This window comes from Streptomyces sp. S3(2020), from assembly GCF_013044505.1.
Taxonomy (GTDB): domain Bacteria; phylum Actinomycetota; class Actinomycetes; order Streptomycetales; family Streptomycetaceae; genus Streptomyces.
This window is the reverse complement of sequence record NZ_JABERD010000020.1, coordinates 36,515-49,501: the sequence shown is the minus strand read 5'-3', so window position 1 is coordinate 49,501 and position 12,987 is coordinate 36,515. Positions and strand designations below refer to the sequence as shown.

General features: G+C 70.6%; 8 protein-coding genes. 1 reads left to right on the top strand and 7 read right to left on the bottom strand.

Features of this window, described 5'->3' with window-relative positions; all coding sequences use genetic code 11:
- Nucleotides 1–123: 123 nt before the first annotated feature.
- Nucleotides 124–1,620, top strand: coding sequence for a HEAT repeat domain-containing protein (locus tag HLK59_RS09700; protein ID WP_171140907.1), 1,497 nt, complete (start codon nt 124–126; stop codon nt 1,618–1,620).
- Nucleotides 1,621–1,650: 30 nt separating this feature from the next.
- Here the strand turns inward: HLK59_RS09700 and HLK59_RS09695 are convergent, their stop codons facing one another.
- The 7 genes from HLK59_RS09695 to HLK59_RS09665 form a co-directional block, all read right to left on the bottom strand.
- A complete protein-coding gene (locus HLK59_RS09695) occupies nt 1,651–2,262 on the bottom strand; it encodes a hypothetical protein (protein WP_171140906.1) in 612 nt (203 codons plus the stop codon).
- A gap of 298 nt (nt 2,263–2,560) precedes the next feature.
- Nucleotides 2,561–3,802, bottom strand: coding sequence for an MFS transporter (locus HLK59_RS09690; RefSeq protein ID WP_171140905.1), 1,242 nt, complete (start codon nt 3,800–3,802; stop codon nt 2,561–2,563).
- A 23-nt stretch (nt 3,803–3,825) separates the two neighbouring features.
- The gene (locus HLK59_RS09685; RefSeq protein ID WP_240982297.1) at nt 3,826–6,018 is read right to left on the bottom strand and encodes an MMPL family transporter; all 2,193 of its coding nucleotides are present in this window, start codon (nt 6,016–6,018) and stop codon (nt 3,826–3,828) included.
- Nucleotides 6,019–6,036: 18 nt separating this feature from the next.
- On the bottom strand, nt 6,037–6,840 hold the full coding sequence (locus HLK59_RS09680; RefSeq protein ID WP_171140904.1) for an alpha/beta hydrolase: 804 nt from the start codon (nt 6,838–6,840) through the stop codon (nt 6,037–6,039).
- 250 nt (nt 6,841–7,090) lie between these two features.
- Complete coding sequence (locus tag HLK59_RS09675) at nt 7,091–8,443, bottom strand: MFS transporter (protein ID WP_171140903.1); 1,353 nt, start codon at nt 8,441–8,443, stop codon at nt 7,091–7,093.
- A 52-nt stretch (nt 8,444–8,495) separates the two neighbouring features.
- The gene (locus HLK59_RS09670) at nt 8,496–9,692 is read right to left on the bottom strand and encodes a PLP-dependent aminotransferase family protein (protein WP_171140902.1); all 1,197 of its coding nucleotides are present in this window, start codon (nt 9,690–9,692) and stop codon (nt 8,496–8,498) included.
- Nucleotides 9,689–12,856 carry a BTAD domain-containing putative transcriptional regulator gene (locus HLK59_RS09665; protein WP_171140901.1) on the bottom strand — a complete coding sequence of 1,056 codons (3,168 nt, stop codon included), beginning with the start codon at nt 12,854–12,856 and terminating at the stop codon, nt 9,689–9,691. The genes HLK59_RS09670 and HLK59_RS09665 overlap by 4 nt, the downstream gene beginning before the upstream one ends.
- Nucleotides 12,857–12,987: the final 131 nt, after the last annotated feature.

Below are 12,987 nucleotides of genomic sequence, written 5' to 3'. Positions count from 1 at the left end.
TGCCTCGGATCCGCAAGTTGCGGAAGCCCGCGACGCCCCGTTCGACCCGACACATCGACCGGACACAGGTGTCCGTCTGCGCAACCTCCCGTCGGTTCGGCAGTCTTACTCCCCGGGGTGCACATGACGACAGACCATCAGATCGCCTTCTTCCTCAGGGAACTGGAGACAGGCGACACCTGGCGACGGGCAGCAGCGGCCAAGGGCCTCGGCAAACTCGGGGACGGCGAGCACGCCGCGGTGCTCGTCCGGGCGGCCGGCGACCGCGCGCCCGAGGTGCGGGAGGGCGCGGCGGTGGGCCTGGGCAGGCTGGGGGTCTCCGCGGCCGGGGCGAAGGCCCTGCCCGCGCTGATGGACGACGACGATCCGTGGGTGCGCAGACAGGCCTCTTTGGCGTCCGCCCGGCTCGGGCTGCGCGATCGCGAGATCGTGGACGCCTACGGGAGACTGCTCGGTGATCCGGACCATCGCCTGCGGATCAACGCCCTGGATGCGCTGCGGGAACTGGGCGTGCCCGGTGATGTTCCCGCGCTCGTCCGGCTGCTGGGTGATCCGGCATACGGCGTCTGGGGTCGGGCACGGGCCATGGTCTTCTTGTTCGAGAAGGACCCACGCGTCGAGGCGGAGCTGGTCCGTACGGCCCAGTGGGGCGAGGACGCGGCCCGCGTGCACGCTCTGTTGATGCTGCCGGACCAGCACGTCGACCGGCTGATGCCATCGCTACTGAGAGATCTGACGGGCGGCCCTGCTACCGAGGTGCGCTGCGCCGTGGTGTTCCGACTGGCGCGCGTGGACCGCCCGCAGACGAAGGACTCGCTGTTCGCTGCCCTGGAGGTGGAGCGGGACGCCGAGGTGGCGGTACAACTGCTGTTTCTGCTCGGGCGATCGGGTGACGAACGGCTGCTGGGGCCGGCCTCGCGCTGGCTGAGCGACGAGCGGGCGGGGCCGTCGGCCGCCACTGCGCTGGGGTCCGTCGGCGGCAGGGTCGCCACCAGGCTCCTGCGGGCTCGTCTCACCGACCCGGAAACCACCGCTCGCACACTCGCGGCGGCTGCTACGGCCTACGGCGATATGGGCAGATGGGACGCCGTGTGGCTGCTGTTGCCCCTGCTGGAGCATGCCTCGCCCGCGGTGTCCGAGGGAGCGCTGCGCGGCCTGGACGCCATGGCGGACACGGGGTTCCGGCCGTGGGAGCGGGCGGCCGTCGCCCGGGCTGTGGTGGCCCGTCTCGGCGTCAACGCCACTCTCGTCGGGGTGGCAGAAAGGGTCCTCGCGGGCCTGGTGGAAGCCCTGCCCGATCTGCGGAAGCTGGCGGACCGCACGACCTCTCCCCTTGTCCGGGCCGCCGTTCTGTCCCTGCTTGACCCGCACAACGCGACAGACGCCGGCACCCCGCACGATCTGCCGCTCTTCGTACGGCACTTGGACGACGCGGATGCGTTGGTGCGCCAGGCCGCCGCGGAGGGAATCACGCACTGGCTGGAGGAGACGGGCACATTCCCCCCGGGCCAGGGGCGGCTGCGTGATCGGCTCACCGCCCTGGGATCGGACCCATTCGAATCCGTACGCAAGGCGGCAGCCGACACGCTGCGGGCCCTGGACCACCGCGCCGACAACTGACAAGCGCAAGGGGTTTCCGGTCTCGGACAGTCATGCCCTGCTGGAGAGGGGAACTCGAAGTTCCACGCGCAGTCGGATCGAGGTGTCGATGGGCAGTCCCAGGCTGGAACGGCGAAGATCTTTCGCGTAGTTCGCGATGAGGTCGAGGTCCCGCAGTTGCCGCTGCAACTCAGAGGTCAACGCTTCGTCCACATCAGGGACGAGCTCGTCTTCTTCCTGCTCGGCCAGGAACTCAAGGTGTTGGTCGACGGCCTCCACTGCCCGGCGACTGGTCCAGCCGGCGAAGTCGTGGCAGCCGAACAGATAGGCGTGCGCGGCATACAACGTCGCCGCCGCCGCAGACTCGTCCGCGTCATCGGGTCCGTCCTGGCCGTCGTTGTGGCAGTACTCGCTGAGCATGTACTCGGCGATACCGCGCTTCACCGTCGAGAAGGCCGTCGAGTCACCGAGAACGCCCTCCCACACGGAGTCCAACAGGGGCCGAAGGCCCACGGTGAACGGCGCCTGCTCGTCCGTGGGGAGTTCCTCGTGCCGGCTCATGAGCCGTTCCGCGACACCGGCAGCGAACACGCCGCGTTCCCCGGGCGAGACGGCCTCCAGCCGCTCCTCCACCAGCTCTGAAAGCTCCTGCCACGTGTCCATATGGGCCTTCCCCGAGTCGTGGAACCGGCGTGCTCACGCCGGCAACGGTGATCATTGCATCCAGCGGCGACAACGATCAGAGCTCGGTCGTCCAGATCCCGACAGGGTGCTCCCCCGGGTGGCAGCCACAGCTGAGGCTGTGACTCCCGATGCCTCTCCTCGGCCTGTCCTTCCCAGTGGCAGCGGCCCTCCCCGTCGGGCCACGCGACTTGGTGACCGTCGGGAACGTCAGGATGCCTTTGGCCGTCCGGGCAACGCGGTCTGCTTGCCGAGTCGGGCACCCGGGGTTCGTGACCGTTCAGGAGCGGACCAGAAGGGGCGCCGGCTTCACCCGGGCGACGGTCATGACGTACAGGAGCAGACCGGCGGTGGTGAGGGCGAAGCCGGCCCAGACGGTGGACAGGGTCCCCCAGCCGGCGTCGAGGGCGACGGCGCCGCCGATCGCGCCGAGGCAGTTGGCCAGGTTGAGGGCGGCCAGGTTGAGTGTTCCCATCAGGGTCGGGGCGTCCGGTGCGAACGCGGTCAAGCGGACCTGGATGGTGGGGATCGCGAACATCATGGTCGCGCCGACGCCGAACAGGCAGGGCAGCAGGATGACCAGGTTGTCGCCCGCCACACCGATCAGCACCAGGAACGCCAGAACACCGCCGTAGCCCCAGGTCAGACCGCGGTTGTCGTACCGGTCGGCGACACGTCCGCCGATGTGGTTGCCGACCGCCATGCCCAGGCCGAAGACGGCGAGCGCGACCGGGATGAGCGAGGCGTCCCGCAGCGCCGCGTCGGTGACGAACGGACCGATGAACGTGTAGACGGCGAAGATGCTGGAGATGCCGAGCGCCGCGACGGTGACCATCAGCCAGACGCCCCGCCGCCGCAGAGCGCCCAGTTCGCCGGTGAGGGAGCTGCCGCGCAGGTCGTCGGTGCGCGGCAGCCAGGCCACCAGGGCGGCTCCGGCGAGCAGGCCGACGGCGACCACGGTCCCGTACATGACGCGCCAGCCGGCGTGCTGGCCGACGAAGGTGCCGAGCGGCGACCCTGCGATGGTGGCGAGGGTGAGTCCTCCCATCACGGTGGCGAACGCCTTGCCGCCCTTGCCCGGCCCGTACACGTACGCGGCGACGACGGCCCCGGCGCCGAAGAAGGCACCCTGCACGCTGCCCGTGACGAACCGGAAGACGACGAACAGCACGATGTTCGGCGCCAGGGCGGAGAGGGCGTTGCCGACGAGGAACAGCCCGATCAGGCCGAGCAGCAGCGTGCGCCGGTTGATGCGGGCGGCGAGCAGGGTGATGGCCGGGGAGCCGATCATCACCCCGAACGCGTATGCGGTGATCGCGTAGGTGGCGACCGGAACGGACACGCCCAGGTCGGACGCGAACAGCTGGATGATGCCGTTGCTGCCGAACTCGCCGGCGCCGATCGCGAAGGTGCCCAACGCCAGTGCGAACAAGGTCAGTTTGGGGTTCCTGATGGGTGACTTCGCGTTGGTGTGCCGCTGTTCCTCCGCGGTGCACTGGCCGTCGTACGCGCGCTGATGCATCGTCAAGTCCTCTGTGGCAAGGGTCAGTTGGACGGCGTACGGGCCGGTGCGGAACGGGGATCGGGTGTGGAGGGGGGCGGGTCGTCGCCTTCCCGGAGGCCGTGGCGGGCGTAGAAGCGCCGAAGGGGTCCCGGTGCCCACCAGTTCGCGTTGCCGAGCAGGCGCATCGTGGCCGGTACCAGCAGCGCGCGGACGACTGTCGCGTCCACCAGGACGGCGATGAGCATCGCCACCCCGATCAGCTTGATGAACGTGATGCCGGAGATGGAGAACAGCCCGATCACGACCAGGATGAGCACCGCGGCGCTGGTGATGATCCGCCCGCTGCGCTGCAGGCCGACCGCTACCGCCGCGGTGTTGTCGCCGGTCCGGTCGTACTCCTCGCGGATCCGGGACATCAGGAAGACCTCGTAGTCCATCGACAGCCCGAACACGACCGCGAGGACCAGGATCGGCTGGGTCGCCTCCAGCGTCCCGGTGGAGGTGAAGTCCAACAGGCCGGACAGATGGCCGTCCTGGAAGATCAGGACCAGTGCTCCGAACGAGGCGCCGAGCGACAGGACGTTCATCACGATCGCTTTGACCGGCAGCACGACGGAGCCGAAGGCGAGGAACAGCAGGACGAAGCTCGCGCCGCCGATGACCAGCGCCATCCAGGGCAACAGATGGCCCACGGCGTCGAGTTGGTCGGCCAGCTGAGCTGTCTCGCCGCCCACCAGCGTCTCACCGCCCGGAGGTGCCGGTACGGCCCGTATCCGGCTCACGAGATCCCGTGACTCGGGCGATATGGGGTCGCCCTCGTAGGTGATCGTGACCCGGGCGACCTCGCCGGACCGACCCGTGACCTCGGCTCCGGACACCCCGTCGACGGTCTGGACGGTGGCGACGTAGCGCTCCAGACCGGTCCGGTCCGACGAGGTCACGATCGCCTCGACGGGCACCTGGCTGTTGCGGACGAAGTCCCGGTCGACGGTTTCCGACACCACCCGGCTCTCGGTGCTCGCCGGCAGCACCCTCGGGTCGATACCGCCGAACTCGACGCGCAGGAACGGCGCGGCGGCCAGCAACAGGACCGTGACCACCCCGGTCGCGTACACGATCGGGCGCCGCATGATGCTGTGCGCGAGGCGGTACCAGAAGCCGTGCGCGACCTCGTCCCGCGGGAGCGCCGACGGCGGGCGGCGGAACAGCCGCCGCACCGAGAGTGCCTCGACCCGTGGGCCGAGGACGGCGAGCAGCGCGGGCAGCACCGTCAGTGCCGCCACCATCGCCACCACGACCGCCGACAGCCCGCCGAGGCCCATCGAGCGGAGGAAGGTCATCGGGAAGATCAGCAGTCCGGCCAACGAGACGGCGACGGTGACACCGGAGACCGCGACGGTACGGCCGGCGGTGGCCATCGTGCGGGCTACGGCGTCCTCGACCCCGAACCCGCGGGCGATCTCCTCGCGGAACCGGCCGACCATGAACAGGCCGTAGTCGATCGCCAGGCCCAGTCCGAGAATCGTCACCACGTTGACCGAGAAGACCGAGACGTCGGTCAGATAGGTCATCACGCGCAGGGCGGTGAACGCTCCGAGGATGGCCAGGGCGCCGAGCGCGAGCGGCAGGCTCGCCGTGGCCACGCTGCCGAAGACGACGACCAGGAGCACGAGCAGCACCGGTACGGAGATCGTCTCGGCGAAGGCGATGTCCGACGCGACCCGCTCGCGGATGTCACGGTCGACCGTGGTGACGCCGCCGACCTGCGTCCGCAGGCCGGGCGCGGCCAGTTCGTCCTCGATCCCGTCCAGCGCTTCGCCGCGCTGCGCCTCGTCGTCACCGGCCAGGGTCAGCACCGCGTAGGTGGCGTGCCGGTCGTGGCTGACCAGGGCCGGGCTGCCGGTGCTCCAATGGGTGACGGTCCGGGTCACCACGTCGGACGGGAGCGCTCGGAGCGTCTGCGTGACGGCTCGCTGGAATGCCGGGTCGTCAACTGTCGTATCGGGGCTGGTGTACAGGACCACCACGTCGTTGCCGGTCCGGCCCAGCGTCGCCTCGGCACGGGCGACCGCGCGCGAGCTCTGGCCTGCCGGGTCGTCGAACCCCCCGGTGGTCAGCGAGCCGAAGACCTTGGTGCCCCAGATGCCGCCGAGTGCCAGGAAGGCCACGGCAAGACCGATCACCCACCACCGTCGGCGGACCATCGTCCGCCCCAGCCTCTCGAACATCGACATGGCCGCCCCCTCCTGGTGTCAGCGCGCGGCGCGCTTGACGAGGGCGGCCGTCGCGGCGGGCCGCGCGATCATCGCGACGTGCGAGGTGTCGGCCTCGAAGGTGTGGGCGCCGGCCCGGCGCGCCATGAACCGCTGGGCCGCCGGGGGCAGCACCTGGTCGTCGCGGCCCACGAGGTACCAGGAGGGAACGGTCTTCCAGGCCGGGGCGCCGGACGGCTCCCCGAGGGCGCGCACGTCCGCCGGCCGCTGGCCGGCCCACATCAGTTCGGTGGTCGTCCTCGGCAGGTCCCCGGCGAACACGTCGTGGAAGAACTCCTTCTTGATGTATCCGTCGACGAGGCCCTCTCCGTAGGGACGGAAATCCAGCGCCGCCTCGCTGAGCCTGCTTCCCGGGTATTTCGTCTGCAGGCCGAGAAGTGTCTCGCCTTGATCGGGCACGAACGCGTTGACGTAGACCAGCGCCTTCACATTCGGGTTGCCGGTCGCGGCGTTCGTGACGACGATCCCGCCGTAGGAGTGCGCGACGAGGACGAGCGGGCCGCTGAGGGTCGCGAGGATGCTTGCCAGATAGGCGGAGTCGGAGGCCACGCCGCGCAGCGGGTTGGGCGGCGCGATGACCGGATAGCCGTCGCGGATGAGCCGGGAGGCGACCCCGTTCCAGCCGGAGGCGTCGGCGAACGCGCCGTGCACGAGTACCACGGTGGGCTTCCGGCCGCTGCCACTGCCGCTTCCGGTGTGTGCCTGTGCAGCGGGCGCGTCGAGTGCGGCACCCACCACGACGGCGGCGGAGCCGGCCAACAGCCCCCGGCGAGTTGTCGTCATCGATATATGCCCTTCGATATCCGGTGCTCTCGGTGGTGATCGCGGCTCAGCGTAAAACCGGTCACTTGACGGGCACTGAACAGGAATTCGGCTCCCTCCCGGGGTCGATTCACCGTCAGTTCCGTTGTCGTCAAGCACGTCGAACCAGCCTGCGGAAGAAGCCGATACAGGTATCTGCGAGAGCCAGGCCGCGCGCCGGATCACGTTCGGCAACGCCGCCACCCGCGCAAGCACCGCACCTTCTGCTACTTCATCCCACTGCCTTCTCCTGGGCGACGGCAGGCGGCGCGGTGTGGGCGTTCTTGTCCAAGGTGTACCGGCGCTGCAACACGATGGCGATCGTCATGAGCGCGGCCGGCACCAAGGTGAAGCCGTAGCGAACGGCCGCCAGCGCGCCGGAGGACTGTGTGGTGTGTTCGCCTGCGGTACTGGCCACGAATCCGCCCGCGGCCAGGCAGGCCGAGTAGATGTACGGCCCCAGTGCGCCGCCGGTGGCCTCGGCGGCGGTCCACAGGCCGGTGTAGCTGCCCGCGTTGGCGGTACCGGCCGGCCCGGCGGCGGCGATGACGTCGGGCACCATCGACAGCGGCATCAGTTGCATCGCGGCGAACGCCACGCCCAGCACGGCCACGGCTGCGATCAGCAGGGGCAGGCCCGCCGCGGCCCCCAGGGCCAGCACCAGCGAGCCGGCCACGAACGCCGCCTGAGCGCCGAGCAGGCTGCGTTGCTTGCCGAGACGCCGGGCCACCAGTACCCACAGGGGTGTGGTCAGGACCGCCGGCGCCATGAACGCCGCGATGAGCACGGTCGTGAGGGAGGCGCGGCCGAGCTCGTACTCGGCGAAGTACGGCATGGCGGCCAGTACGAGGTTCATCGCGATCGCGACGGTCAGATAGGACGCGGTCAGCGCACGGAACTGCCGGTCGCGCAGCGCCACCAGCAGCCCGCCCCGGTGCCCCGGTTCGGCCGGAGTCCCCGGCGCGGCCCGGTTGAGGCGGGCGACGCCGTTGATGCCGACCAGCATCGCCGCGAGCATGACCACGCCGAGCAGCAGGGCCATTCTCGTGTAGTCGCCGACGCCCGGATCGTCCCCGGCGACCAGCGGCGCGGCCACACCGGCGAGCAGGACGCTCACGATGATCACGACGCTGCGGTAGCCCATGAGACGGGTCCGCTCGTGGTAGCCGATGCCCAGGTCGGCCGGTGTGGCGAGGTAGGAGACCTGGTAGCACGAGTAGAGCAGGTTGCCGGCGACCAGCGCCACCGCGACCCATATCGCGGCACTCGTCCCGTGCAGGTCCGACGGCACGGCGAACAGGGCCACGAAGGCGAGCACCACGACGCAGCCGGCCAGCATCAGTGGCCGACGGTGTCCGCCGGCGGCCAGGCCGGCATCGGAGATCCGGCCCACCCACGGGTGCGTCACGATGTCGGCGACGTTCGGCAGCAGCAGCGCGAGACCGGCCGTGTACGGCGGGACGGCCAGCACGTCGGTGAGGAAGTACAGCAGGAAGATGCCCGGCACGGTGACCCAGATGCCCATGCCGACCGAGCCGGCGGCGAACGGGACGAGTGCGCGCAGAGGGAGCCGAACGTTGGTCATGAGCCGCCTTCCGGGAATCCACCATGGGGCTGTCGCTGCTGGTGAGCCGTCCTCAGAAGGCCAGCGCCAACCGGCGTACGGCCTCTCGCAGTTCTTCCGGGGTGCGGTCGCTGTAGGACAACCGCAGGTGCCGGGCCGAGGACCGCTGCCGGGGGTCCGCCGCGAAGAACTCGCCCGGCTGGTAGATCACGCCGTGGGCGGCCGCCCGCTGGAACAGTGCCGCCGGGTCCACAGCGTCGTCGGTGAGCCGAGGCCACAGGAACAGCCCGCCTTCGGGGGCCACGATGTCGAGGGCGCCCGGGAGTTGTTCCTCCAGGGCGTCGATCAGCACGCCGGCGCGTTCTCGGTACAGCGCGGCGGCGCTTTCCACGGTCCGGTCGAACCATTGGTCGTCGTCGGTGAGCAGCCGTTCGATGATCGCCTGGGTCACCGAGGAGGTGTGTACGTCGAGGCGGTTGCGCAGCCGCGTCACCGGGTCCACGAGGTGGTCGGGCAGCACCAGCCAGCCCACGCGCCAGCCGGGGCCGAGGGTCTTGGTGAAGGAGTTGACGTGGATCGCCCGGTCCGACTGGTTGAACACCCCGACACCCTGGTCCTGGCCGCCGAAGCGCAGTTCGCGGTACGGATTGTCGACGATCACGTAGAAGCCGTACCGCTCGGCGAGCTCGATCAGTGCCTGTCGCTTCGGCGCCGAGAGGCTGACCTGGGCGGGGTTGTGGAAGTCGGGCACGGTGTAGGCCGCGGCGATCCGGGCGCCGGTGGCGAGTCGCCGGGCGAGGTGTTCGACATCGAAGCCGTCGGCCACGACCGGTACCGGCAGGATCCGTGTCGTCGACACCTCCAGGGCCCACAGGAAGCCCGGGAACACCGGATCGTCGACCGCGACGGTGGCATCGCGCTCGACGACGGTCAGCACCGCCAGTGCGAGGCCGTGCATGCCACCGTTCGTCACCACGATCCGGCTCGGGTCGACGCCCTCCCGTTTCGCGATCCAGTCGCCCAGCGCGGCGGATCCGCGCGCGGGCGCGTACTGCAGGCTCGCGACCGCGGCGTCGGGGTCCTGCCACAGCTGCGCCGATGCCTTGCCGATCGCCTCGACCGGCAGAGCCGCGGGCGCGGGGATGCCACCCAGCAGGCGAATCGTTCCGGGGGCGGGGGCGGCCAGGCTGGCGTCGACGAAGCCCTTCGGCGCCGAGAGCCCACGGGCCAGGGTCGTCAGCCCGCTCTGTTCCTCAGGGCCTGGGGTCACGCATTGCCTCCGAGTCGTGAGAGGAGTCGTTCAGCACGTCGCGCGAAGAGGTGCGCCTCGCATGCGGTGGATTGCGTGTAGGCCCGTTCGGCGGCGGCCCGGACAGCGATGAGGGGTGCGCCGCGGGCCTGAAGCAGGCGCGCCCTCAGCAGCAGGAGCAGTCCTTCGGCGTAGCGCTGGCCGTAGTCCCACACCGCCTGGTCGGCCCGGTCGAGAGCGGCGTCGGCCCGATCGGGCAGTCCGGCCGCCAGCCACATCTCGGCGATCAGCGCGTAGTGGTAGGCGATGCCCCATTGCGGCGGGTGGAGCAGGTTGCCGACCAGGAGTTCCTCGGCCTCGGCGGCGGCGCCGGCCGGATCCTCGCCGGTGAGGGCGCGTGCCCAGCACCAGTACTGGCGGACGTAGTGGTCGATCAGGGTGCGGAGACGGTCGAGGCCTGCGGCGACCCACCGCTCGCCGGCTCGCCGTGCCGCTTCGGCGTCCCCGGCCATGGAAGCGATCATGGTCGTGTAGTAGACCCAGACCGCGGCCGCGTAGGGGTCACCCGGGCTGTCCCAGGTGTCGACGAAAGCCAGTGCCACCTCGACATCGCCGTGCAGCGCGGTCATGACGGCCCGCCAGCCGGGCCCTTCCCCGGGAATGCTGCCGTCCCGCCGGAGCGGTGTCTCCTCGTCCGGGGCGACGGCGCCGCCGGCGATGGCGACATCCTCTTTGACGAAGGACCGGTACGCCTCGCCGATGTTGCCGACGTCCCACTGACGCAGGCCCCAGACGTGCCGGCCGTAGCGTCGGACGGCCGGATCCGACGACACCTGACCGAGCTCGTGCATACGGCGGGCCAACTGCCCGCGGCCCTTCTCCATGGAGGTGTAGGCACCCATCACACGGATGAAGAGGAAGTCGGCGGCCTCCGCCTCCCGGCCGAGGGTGCGGGCCAGGTATTCGGCCCGCTCCAGCAGGTCGAAGGTCGAGGCGTCGTACCCCGCCTCTCGTCTGACGACGATGGCGAGCAGCGTGAGGGCGGAGAACTCGAGCTCCATGAGTCCGGTGGCCCGGGCGACCTGTATGGCGGAGCGCAGCTGTCGGTTGGCGGACTCGAAGGCGAGTTTGGCCGCGGCACGGCGGCCGGCGCGGATCAGTGCCTCCGCGACGCGAACGGGCTCGGCGAGGGGGCCGGCGGCCCACAGGTGGTACGCGAGGCGTTCGGCGACGTCCTCGTCGTCGGCGTGGATCTGTTCGAGCGCGTCCGCGACGCGCAGATGCACGCGGGTGACCTGCTGTGTCGTCGCGGTCTGGGAGACCGACTCGCGTACGAGGTCGTGGGCGAAGCGGAGCGAGGACGGGTCCTGCGGCCCGGGTTCCAGCAGCCCGAGGGTGTGCAGTGGTTCCAGGCGATGGAGACAGTCCGCGACGCCCACTCCGGTGGCACGGGACAGAAGTCTGAGATCGACGTCGCGGCCGATGAGCGCGGCCACACGCAGCAGGTCGCGGGCGCGGTCGTCGAGCCCCGCCATCCGGTCGCGGACGACGTCATGGACGGTGGAGGGGACCCCGGCCGGTGCGGGCGTGTCGCCGTCCTCGATCGCGCCGGTCCCGCTGAGGAGCCTGGACAGTTCGCGGACGAAGAACGGATTGCCCGAGGTGCGGGCGTGTATGGCGCGGGCGACGGCGTCGCCGGGATCCTGGCCGGCCTCGTGGCGGATGAGTTCGGCCACGTCGGCCGGACCGAGCGGGCCGAGCCGGAACCTGCGGTGACCGGGCCGCCGGCTGGCGGCGGCCAGCACCCGGGAGAGGTCCGGGCTGAGTGTGGGAGCGCGGTCACGCAACGCACCGATGAGCGCGGTGCCCTGGGGCAGCCGTCCCGCCAGGTGCTGCAACAGCTGCAGGGAGGTGGCGTCGGCCCATTGCAGGTCGTCGAGTATCAGGAGTGTCGGCCGCCGCGCCGAGGCGTGTCCGAGGAGGGCGACGACCTGTTCGAACAGCCGGAACTGGGCGTTGGCGTCGGGAACCTCCCGGGTCGCGTCGTCCCGCGCCGCGAGGAGGCTTCCCAGGCCGCCCGTGAGCCACTGTTCGCCCGCCGGAGCGGGCAGACTGTGGACGACCTGGCTCAGCGCCTGCTCCCATGGCCACATCGCCGGTGTTCCCTCGCCCTCCAGGCAGGAGCCCCAGACGGTGAGTGCGCCCAGTCGGCCCGCCACGGCGGCGGCCTCCTCCAGCAGCCGGGTCTTGCCCGCGCCCGGCTCGCCTTCGACAACGCCGATCGCGGTGTCGCCGGCGAGTGCGCGCTCCACCATGCGTCGCAGCGTGGCGAGTTCCTCGGTGCGGCCGATCAAGGTGGCCGCCGTGGTCCGCCCGGCCTCCTCTTCGCTCTCCCGTACCAGCTGCGACGCCGGGGCCTGCGTGAGAATCCGCCGCTGTGAGTCCTCCAGCGCCGGACCCGGGTCGATGCCCAGCTCCTCGGCGAGCCGGTCGCGGGCCTGACGGAACACCGACAGCGCCTCCGCCTGCCGTCCGGTAGCGCCGAGAACGCCGATGAGGGCGGCCAGCACGGGTTCGTCGAACGGTGCCATCGACGCGGCCAGTTGCAGTGCCGCGAGCACCCGCTCCGGTCGGCCGATCGACACGGCGAGCTCCGCCGCCGCCGTGCACGCGTCGTAGAACTCATGGTCGAGTGCGGCGAAGACCGGCGTGGCGACCGTCCCGTCGGCGATGCCGTCGCCCGCCGCGCCGTGCCAGAGCCCGAGCGCTCCGACGTAGTGGCCGAGGGCCGTCTCGTGATCGTGGCGAGTCAGCGCGGCCCTGGCGGCATCGACGAGTTCTCGGAAAGCGACGAGGTCCAACGTGGCGGAGTCGACGTCGAGAAGGTAGGAATTGCCGCGCCGGTGGAGGAACGAGCCGGCCTCACGGGCGGGCAGCAGAGGCTCGAACAGCCGCCGCAACGCACCGACGTACTTCTGGAGAATGTTCACGGCCGACGCCGGGACGTCCTCGGCCCAGATCAGGTCGACCAGCTCGCTCGTGCTGATCGGCCTGCCGGCGCGGGCGAGCAGGATCGCGAGCAGGTGCGACTGCTGCCGAGGCCCGGGGTCCAGTTCGACGCCGTCCCGCCAGATCCGCAATGGACCGAGGATCTGCAGACGCGGTGAAGCGCCGGAGGAAGCCATTCCTTTTCCCATTCCCAGTCCTGGTCAGCCTTCGCCGCCCTCCGCCGTCCATGGTGGCTCAAGTCCCCTGCCAGAGAAAGCGATTACCGGTAATTGCTGGACAGAAATGCAAAGCAAACAACCAGAAACGA

Bases quoted from the DNA above. Each gene is read 5' to 3' on its own strand.
- HLK59_RS09700 (WP_171140907.1), top strand. From the start codon at position 124: ATGACGACAGACCATCAGATCGCCTTCTTCCTCAGGGAACTGGAGACA.
- HLK59_RS09695 (WP_171140906.1), bottom strand. From the start codon at position 2,262: ATGGACACGTGGCAGGAGCTTTCAGAGCTGGTGGAGGAGCGGCTGGAG.
- HLK59_RS09690 (WP_171140905.1), bottom strand. From the start codon at position 3,802: ATGCATCAGCGCGCGTACGACGGCCAGTGCACCGCGGAGGAACAGCGG.
- HLK59_RS09685 (WP_240982297.1), bottom strand. From the start codon at position 6,018: ATGTCGATGTTCGAGAGGCTGGGGCGGACGATGGTCCGCCGACGGTGG.
- HLK59_RS09680 (WP_171140904.1), bottom strand. From the start codon at position 6,840: ATGACGACAACTCGCCGGGGGCTGTTGGCCGGCTCCGCCGCCGTCGTG.
- HLK59_RS09675 (WP_171140903.1), bottom strand. From the start codon at position 8,443: ATGACCAACGTTCGGCTCCCTCTGCGCGCACTCGTCCCGTTCGCCGCC.
- HLK59_RS09665 (WP_171140901.1), bottom strand. From the start codon at position 12,856: ATGGCTTCCTCCGGCGCTTCACCGCGTCTGCAGATCCTCGGTCCATTG.